Below are 9,029 nucleotides of genomic sequence, written 5' to 3' on the forward strand. Positions count from 1 at the left end.
GATGGATGTCGAGGAGATGGTGGACACGGCGACAGTCGCGATCAAGGCCAAGATGGCCAAGCTGACCTGGCTGGACCATGACCAGGCGTAGGTCAGTCCAACACGACGGCGCGGGAACGGGCAGACCAGGAGGTCTGCCGCGCACGGAAACCTCGTCTATCGTGGGCGGCAGAGCCTGCCCCGGACTTGATCCGGGGTCCTCGTCTGCCCCTCTTGCGAAAGGCCAGGAACGGGCAGCCTCAGAAGGTCTGCCGCGCACGGAAACCGCCTCGGGAAGTCCGACGGCCACAAGATGATGAACTTCACCGTTAGACCGATTGGCGATAGCGATCGCGCGTGGGCGCTCAACGTCATCCGAGGGTGGGGAGCTGATTTTATCGTCTCGCGCGGGAGGAAGATCTATGCTGCCGAGCTGCCGGGGTTCATTGCGGAATCATCGCGGGCGGCAGACGTCGCGGACAGTGGGCGGCAGACATCCCGGTCTACCCCTGGGGGTACGCGGGGCACCAGTGCGGCAGACGAGGACGTCTGCCGGCCACAAGAAAGAGCGTCTGAGCAGACCAGCGGCAGACCAGGAGGTCTGCCGGCCACGGAAAAGACAGGTGGGGCCACGGAAAAAACAGGTGAGGCTCCGGAGAATCTCAAACTCGGGCTCGTGACCTATGAGATCATCGGCGACCAGTGCGAGGTGGTCACACTCGATGCCTTCACGCAGTTCGCCGGTGTCGGCACGGCGCTGATGGAGCGCGTGATCGACACCGCTCGCGCCTCCGGCTGCCGCCGGGTCTGGCTGATCACGACCAATGACAATCTCGATGCCATTCGCTTCTACCAGAAGCGCGGCTTCACGATTGGGGCCGTGCATGTGAATGCGATTGCTCATTCGCGCACCCTGAAGCCATCGATTGCGATGATCGGCAATTATGGCATCCCGATTCGGGATGAGATTGAGTTTGAGATGGTGCTCAGGTAGGTCGAAACCCCTGCGGTTTCGACGTCTCCACTCGTAGGTCGGGACCCTTGCGGTCCCGACACCTCCAAGTCATACTGAGCCTGTCGAAGTATGACTTTCGCTCGATTAGTAGTCACCCTTCGACAAGCTCAGGGTGACTTTGGGGTGGGTTCGCGTTGATTGTTCACAGGGTGGGAAGCTGTCGTGACCCCGCCGTTGCGGTGGCTGGTTTCGACTCACATGTCGGAAACGAAAAAGGGCCCTTTCGGGCCCCGATAGCTTTCGCCATCCACCTCCGCTTACACGGATTAATTACAAACTATCGGCAACAAATACGGCTGTCAATACATTTTTCTTGACTAGCATTGACGAAATTCTGCAGGGTCGTCAAAACCTCAATTGACACTGCCGCCTTCCCCGCTTAATGTGAGGCACTACGAGGCCCAATACCCCGTTATTACAATCGATGAAGTACGCTAATTTCGTCCACCTGCATACGCACAGTCAGTATTCGCTGCTCGACGGCGCCTGTCGGCTGGATGCGGTGCTCGAACTCGCCAAAGAGCTCAAGATGCCCGCCCTGGCGATCACCGACCACGGCAATATGTTCGGGGCTATCGAGTTCTATATCAAGGCGCTGCGTATGGGGGTCAAGCCGATTATCGGGTGCGAGGCGTATGTGGCGGCGGGCAGCCGGTTCACCAAGAAACCGTCGGAGAAGTACCCGGAATCCGGTTTCCACATGGTGCTGCTGGTCAAGGACCTGACCGGCTACCGCAACCTGATGAAACTGACCTCGGACGCCTTCCTCGAGGGCTTTTACCACCGCCCGCGCATGGACAAAGAGCTGCTTCGGCGGCATTCTGAGGGGCTGATTGCCACGTCGGCCTGCCTCAAGGGTGAGATTAACTGGAACCTGCTCAACGGGAACACCGAGGCGGCGGTCGCGGCGGCGCGCGAGATGAACGAGATTTTCGGCCCGGGGAATTTCTTTATCGAGATTCAAAATCACGGTTTGGAAAAGGAGCAGACACTAGTCCCCAAGCTGGCGGCTATCTCCCGCGAGACCGGTATCCCGCTGGTCGCCACCAACGACTGCCACTACATTCGGCAGCAGGACGCCAACGCCCACGACGCGCTCTTATGCATCCAGACCGGCAAGTTCGTCTCCGACACCGACCGGATGCGCTACAACACCGACCAGATCTATTTCAAATCCGCCGACGAGATGCAGCAGGCGCTGGGCGACTTCCCCGAGGCGCTCGAAAACACGCTTCGGATCGCCGAGATGTGTAATCTCGAACTCGAGCTGGGGCGGCTCAAGCTGCCGGTGTTTCCTCTCCCTGACAAACACCACGACCCGGACGTCTATTTGCGGCAAGTGTGCGAGAAGGCGCTGCCGGTTCGTTACCGCGAAATCACCGACGAGATCAGACAGCGGCTGGACTACGAGCTGGGGGTAATCCGGCAAATGAACTATGCCGGATATTTCCTGATCGTCAAGGATTTCTGCGACTACGCCCGCTCGCAGAAGATCACGGTCGGGCCGGGGCGCGGCTCGGCGGCCGGTTCGATTGTGTCGTACCTGCTCGGCATTACCAGTGTCGATCCGATCCGGTTCGAGCTGCTGTTTGAGCGGTTCCTCAACCCGGAGCGGATTTCGATGCCGGATATAGACATCGATTTCGCCGACCGGGGGCGGGACCAGATCATCCAGTACGTGATCGACAAATACGGCAAGGACAATGTCTGCCAAATCATCACGTTCGGTACGATGGCAGCGCGCGGGGTGATTCGCGATGTCGGCCGGGTGCTTTCGATGCCCTACGGCGAGGTGGACAAGATCGCCAAGCTGGTGCCCGGCACCCCCGGCATGACTCTTGAGGCGGCGCTCGAAAAGGTCCCCGAACTGAAAGCGCTCACTGAGAAAGACCAGCGGGTCAAGAAGCTGATCGACTATGCGCTCACGCTCGAGGGTCTTGCCCGACACTGCTCGACTCACGCCGCCGGAGTGGTGATTGCGCCGTCGGCGCTCACCAACTATGTGCCGCTGTTCAAGGGGAGCAAAGACGAAATCACCACCCAGTACGATATGAAGATGGTGGAGCATATCGGCCTGCTCAAGATGGACTTTCTCGGGCTGCGCACGCTGACCGTGCTCGACGACGCCGTCGCGATGATCAAAGCCAACTATCCGGATGCGCAGATCGATATCGACAATCTGCCGCTGGACGACCCCGAAGTGTACAAGGTCTTCGCGAGCGGCCAGACAGTCGGCATATTCCAGTTTGAATCATCGGGTATGCGCGACTACCTCCGCCGCCTTCAGCCGGAGACGTTTACAGATATAGCGGTAATGAACGCGCTCTATCGGCCCGGCCCGCTCGATTCGGGCATGATCGATACTTATATCGCGTGCAAACGGGGCGAGAGCAAAGTCGAGTATCTGCACCCGGCGCTCAGGGAGATTCTGAGCAGCACGTACGGGGTGATCGTTTTTCAGGAGCAGGTGCTGCATATCGCGAACCGTCTGGCTGGGTATTCGCTCGGCAGCGCCGATCTGCTACGCAAGGCGATGGGGAAGAAAGACGCCAACCTCATGGCCGAGCAGAAGAAAGAATTCCTCGCCGGCGCGGCGAAGCATCGGGTCGATCCGAAAGTCGCCGAGGAAGTATTCAATCAGATCGAGACTTTTGCCCGCTATGGGTTCAACAAAGCCCACTCGACCTGCTATGCGCTGATTGCCTATCAAACGGCGTGGCTCAAGCGATATTATCCGAAAGAGTTCATGGCGGCGCTGATGACTTCCGAAATGAGCAACAGCGACCGGATCATGGTCCTGCTCGAGGAATGCCGCCGGATGGGTATCAAGGTCCTGCCACCCGATGCCAACGAGTCGAAGAGCCATTTCACGGTCGTAGGCGGCAAGATTCGGTTCGGACTGTTGGCCGTGAAAAATGTCGGCAGCGCAACTGCCGAGGCTATCGCGGTTGCCGCGGCAACAACGCGATTCAAGACGCTCGCCGACCTGACCAGCGCAATCGATCCCCGCCATCTCAACCGTCGCACACTGGAATCGCTGATAGCCGCCGGTGCCTGTGATTCGCTCAAAGGGCATCGCTCCCAGAAGCTGGCCGCGGTGGAATCGATGCTCGAGTACGGCCACAAAGTCATGGCCCAGTCGAACAGCCACGATCTGTTCGCCGGGGCCGGGCTTCAGATGCAGCGCGTCGAGCCGAAGTTGCCCGAGGTTGCTGCCTGGACATCATCGGAAGAACTCGCCCATGAGAAGGAAGCGCTCGGCTTCTGGATCACCGGTCACCCGCTGGACCGCTACCGCGACGAACTTAAGTCGTTTACGACGTCATCGTGCGCCGGGCTCGATCAAGTTGTTGACGGGCGTGAGGTTACTTTGGGAGGCGTGCTGGCCCGAGTCAACCGCACCCCGGACAAACGGGGCAATATGATGGCCTTTGCCACCCTGGAGGACTTCTCCGGGCAGGCCGAACTTATTATATTCTCCGACTGTTTCGAAAGGAGCAAACAGGTCCTGGCGGCCGACCGCATGGTACTGGTCTCGGGGCGGGTATCCACCCGTGAAGGTGAGCGGCCCAAGGTCATTGGCAACGAGATCCTCCCGCTGGAAAAGCTGACGGAACGGTTCAACTGCCAGTTGGTTATAAAGCTTAACTCGGACTGCGCCGAAAAGACGATAGAACGGGCATTGGCGACGTTGGATCAATATCGCGGGCAGGTACCGGTGTTGTTGGCGGCTCGAGAGAATGGTTCCGAAGTATACATCAAGTCGAGCCGCTATTCTGTGACGATGGATTTTGAACTGCTAAACCGGTTGAAAGAGCTGCTGGGTGATTCGGCGGCGTATCTCAGGCCGGTCGGACCCCGTGACAGTTAGCAGGTGTTCAGTAGGTCGGGATGCTTGTCATCCCGACAAGATGGCGGGACTATGAGGGTCCCGACCTACATTGAAAGAGCAGATCGGCAAGCATGAAAACAGTGCGTTTGGTTCTCATCCTGACAGTAGCAATCGTCTCGATCGCGCTGGTGGTTAGTGCTGGGCCGCAAAAACCGGCGAAAACCAAGACTGACCCGAACGGCATCGAGTGGTACGGCTATGAGGACGGCTGGAAGAAGGCCAAGGCGGAGAACAAGCACATGTTTGTCGATTTCACCGCCACCTGGTGTGGTTGGTGCAAACGTCTGGAGGCGACTACGTTTGCAGAGAAACGTGTGGTCGATGCCCTGACCAAAGATTTTGTGCCGGTGAAAGTCTGGGAGAAAAGCCCCGACACGCTGGATATCGACGGCTACAAAATCGCTGAAGAGGACCTGCGTGTTCGAGAATTCGGCGCCACGGCGTTTCCGACTCTCTGGTTTGTTTCGCCCAAGGGGGTTCGGGTCGGACCGGTGCGTGGTTATGTTGATGCCAGTACTTTGCTTCACTACTTCGACGTGGTGAAGTTTTATCGGTACGATACTACTCTCGACGAAACCGGGAAGCCCAAGGCCCAGAAATAACCTTCACATTACCGGCGGCTTTCGCCGGAGGGAATGACTCCAATGGTACGAATGATCTTGTCAATGCTCGTGGTGCTGGCCGGCTCGGCCTTCATATCCTGCTCCAGCAGCGAATCGACATCACGCCCGAGTAACAACCCGTCGAAAAATCCGTACGGGGCGGAGGTTTCGTCGGGTCAAGGCGATGTTGCTGCTACGTCGTTTTCAGGAGTGCGAGCGGTCGACGTTGACGGCAACACTCGTGATATGTCCGAATGGCTGGGGAAAAAAGCTGTGGTGGTCAATTTCTGGGGGACCTGGTGCCCGCCCTGCCGACGGGAAATCCCGGGTCTGGTTCAGCTCTACAAGGAGTATCGCAATCGCGGAATCGAGATAATCAGTCTCGCCATCGAACGAACCGCCGGGCCCCGCGAGGTACGCCAGTTTGCACAGCAGGCGGGGATGGAGTGGGTGATGCTCATGTCCAACGATCAGGCAGCGGGCGCGTTTGGCCTGGGCAACTCGGTGCCGACCACGATTTTCTACGATGCTCGCGGACGGGAAGTGGCGCGGCAGATCGGCGCGCGCAGCTACGACGACTTCAAGCGCGATTTCGAGAAGATCGCCTCACGAAGTTAGGCCGTCTCGGCCGGGCCATCCCAACTAATATCTCCTAATCGTGGGCGGCAGACCTCGTGGTCTGTCCCTTCCAAATCCATCTTCGATACGTTGGACGGACGAGAATAGGCTGTCCCACAAGTGCGACCTGTCGCGTCAGGTCTCAGTCCCGCGCCTCTTTCATCGGGCCGGGACAAGGACCCCGGATCAAGTCCGGGGCAGGCTCTGCCGCACACGTACTGAGCAATCGCGCGGCGCGCTACCGGCAGCCGGGAAGGCCGAGACTCACTCCGGTGATAAACAGATAGTCGATCAGATAGGTTACGTTGGCTATCGTGATGTCGTCACATGTCGGGTGGTCGCCGCCCGACTGGTTGACATCGGCCTCGCCAAGACAGTGGATGAGATTGCAGTTGTATTCGATAAACCGCGCGTCGATCATCAGGCTGATATCGCCAATGGTCGGTTCGTCGCCACCCACTCCGTTGGCGTCACCTACACGTCCCGAACAACAGGCGAACGGATCATGAGGATCGTCGAGTATCTCGCGCATCGAAGTGATCGAATTCAACCTGTCGCTGCCCTGGCCCACGGCCATTTTGATAACCACTTGCTGTGTTTCGCCCGGCCGGAACGTGATCGGCCCGAACGTTGCCATCATACGGCGGTCGCTCGGCAGCGCATCCACCCAGCCAGTTCCGGTGACTGGATCGCCCGAGCAGACGAAGCGTGTGGCCAGGCCGGTAGTCGGGTCGGTTTGGGGAAGACAGTTGTTCTTGCCGTCCAAACCCAGCATGTAACAGTACGACTCGTCATAGAAGTCAGGGTCGGTGCCGTTGATGTACTTGTTGAATGAATACAGGCCGAGGTTGCGATAGTCCTGGAGCGGTTGCCCGTCGACATAGGCGACATCGCCCGGACTGTACACAATCGGCCCTTCAATTACCCTGAACCCGATCGCGGGCGGCGGGCCACCGAATGCCGCGTCACCGAAGTTTGCGTTATAGCAGTAGAAAGTGTTCTCGGCCACGTCACATCCGACCAAGTCATCGCCGGCAACGCCCAGATCAGGGTCCAGCCAGAGACTGATGTAGAAATCACGAAGAGTACGGCCGCCTTTGTTAATCAGCTTGAATCTCAAGAACTCGCAGGTACCGAGAGGCCCGGTGGTAGTGTACTCAGGAGGAACCGCCGTAAAAGTAAACGTCAGCCCGCGCTTTTGATCGACTGTCCGAAGCCGGAACACCGTGCCTTGCTCCGGCAGCTCCTGGTTGAAGGGCGGTGTGACCCCGCCGTTCCAATTGACCAGCACCATCCGGTCCATGATCGGTTCTTCTGTACCCTCCCAGTATGCGGGATTAGTCTTCATCGCGGCTTCAAAGACGTTGTAGCCCGCCTGGCCGGGGGTCTGGTCGGCGGGTAGCCTCCAGTACACCCAGTCTGTGTAAGGATCGTTGTCCCAGCCGGATACGGAGTGCTCGCAACCGTCGTGGCATGACCCGTCGTACGCCGAGCCGTACTGAGAGAGATCAAATACAAAGTTGTCGCCGGACGTGCCCGTGATGTCGGCAAGTATCCACGGAATCAGGCGCAGATCATCAGACGGATCGTCGGGTGTGTCGATGCCTATGCGCCAGAGTTCGAATGGCACCCAGTACGCGTTGCCGGTGTTGAAGGCGTCCCAGACATAGCTGCCGCCTACACCGGGGTTGGAAATGGATCCTGTGAAGCGCATCTCGTAGTCGTACGCTCCGAGACGCGCTATCCGCCCGGGATCTTCTCGGAAGGTTCTCAGGAGGAACGCATCGTAGGAAGCGCGCGTGCCTCCGCCGCTGGTGCCGCCGTTGTCGCCGGTGTGGATCAGCCATTCGGCGGGACCCACCTGCTGGCCCTCGGTTGGGTATCCATCTGGATCGATGTCAGTCGGGCAGGGGAAGCCGTGCCAGCGTGCGGCGGCGGCCTCGGGCGGATTCACCGGTCCGTTGCCGTTGGCCACAACCTCGAAACCGGCGAACGCCGATGATCCTCTTACGCGAAGGCTGATCCCATCAACCACGATTTCTGCACCGCTGAAGTCCGTTTGGTAGGCGAGAATTGTGGCGGCGGTGGTCATGTCGATAAGGTTCCAGTGGAATCCATAGGCAACAGTCGAATCCGTTATCACCGCATAATCGTGGCCGGTTACCAGGTTAGGATTGGCACAGGAAGCAGACACCAGAAGTCCGGAGTTGGGCGGCCCGCTGACAGCGTACTGCCCGCCAAACGGGATGACTATGTCACCAGCCTGGTCCCATGCCCAGATGGTTTGCTGAACTTCTATGCCCAGAGGTGAAGTTGAGCCGGCGTTGTTGTCATGCGTGTATATGTCCGCATCGTTATAAACAGTCCATGTCATCTGCTCGCCGAGCATGATGGGGTGCCCGAGCGCGTCAGCAGGCGCACCCTGGTCTACCGGCCAGTTGAGATAGTCCTGATTGGGATTCCCGGCAAGACTGTCGCTGTGAAGCTTGTAAACTCGGAACTCAGGACGGTCGGTTTGAAACGTGCCATTCAGCATAGGCCCCGGCACATACTCGCTGCTATACTCGGAAACCACGACCAGAGTGTCTCCGGTAGCCTGATCGACCCCGCCCAGCCAAAGGCCGCCCGCGTACAGAACCGATGACGTCCGCACGCCGCTTATGATATCAGCAAGGCCGGTATAAGGGTAGTACGTTCCATAGTCATGCCCAAACACACCTGCCAGATCCCGCCCAAAATTGCCGTGATTGGTGACAAACATTAGTATGTTATTGGCATTGATGTACGTGTCGTTATCTAGTGCCATTCCAACTAATATCTCCTAAATAGTTTTAGTGGGGCATTGGGGCGGGCGTGTTTTCTATTCCGCCAGGTCAGATAGCGATAGATGCGCCGGCGTCTGGTCGGGTAGTCTCGATCATCG

General features: G+C 58.5%; 5 protein-coding genes. 4 read left to right on the forward strand and 1 reads right to left on the reverse strand.

Going from position 1 to position 9,029, the window contains the following annotated elements; genetic code table 11:
* Window positions 1–292 precede the first annotated feature (292 nt).
* From AB1772_12735 to AB1772_12750, 4 genes are all read left to right on the forward strand, one after another.
* A complete protein-coding gene (locus AB1772_12735) occupies window positions 293–973 on the forward strand; it encodes a GNAT family N-acetyltransferase (protein MEW5797207.1) in 681 nt (226 codons plus the stop codon).
* Between the two features lie 445 nt (window positions 974–1,418).
* Window positions 1,419–4,865 carry a DNA polymerase III subunit alpha gene (locus tag AB1772_12740; GenBank protein ID MEW5797208.1) on the forward strand — a complete coding sequence of 1,149 codons (3,447 nt, stop codon included), beginning with the start codon at window positions 1,419–1,421 and terminating at the stop codon, window positions 4,863–4,865.
* 92 nt (window positions 4,866–4,957) lie between these two features.
* Window positions 4,958–5,488: a thioredoxin fold domain-containing protein gene (locus AB1772_12745; GenBank protein MEW5797209.1), complete on the forward strand. Its 531-nt coding sequence runs from the start codon at window positions 4,958–4,960 to the stop codon at window positions 5,486–5,488.
* 42 nt (window positions 5,489–5,530) lie between these two features.
* On the forward strand, window positions 5,531–6,106 hold the full coding sequence (locus AB1772_12750) for a TlpA disulfide reductase family protein (GenBank protein ID MEW5797210.1): 576 nt from the start codon (window positions 5,531–5,533) through the stop codon (window positions 6,104–6,106).
* Between the two features lie 238 nt (window positions 6,107–6,344).
* Here AB1772_12750 and AB1772_12755 read toward each other — a convergent pair whose 3' ends face one another.
* Window positions 6,345–8,912 carry a hypothetical protein gene (locus AB1772_12755; protein ID MEW5797211.1) on the reverse strand — a complete coding sequence of 856 codons (2,568 nt, stop codon included), beginning with the start codon at window positions 8,910–8,912 and terminating at the stop codon, window positions 6,345–6,347.
* Window positions 8,913–9,029 lie beyond the last annotated feature (117 nt).

The organism is Candidatus Zixiibacteriota bacterium (assembly GCA_040752815.1).
Taxonomy (GTDB): domain Bacteria; phylum Zixibacteria; class MSB-5A5; order GN15; family FEB-12; genus JAGGTI01.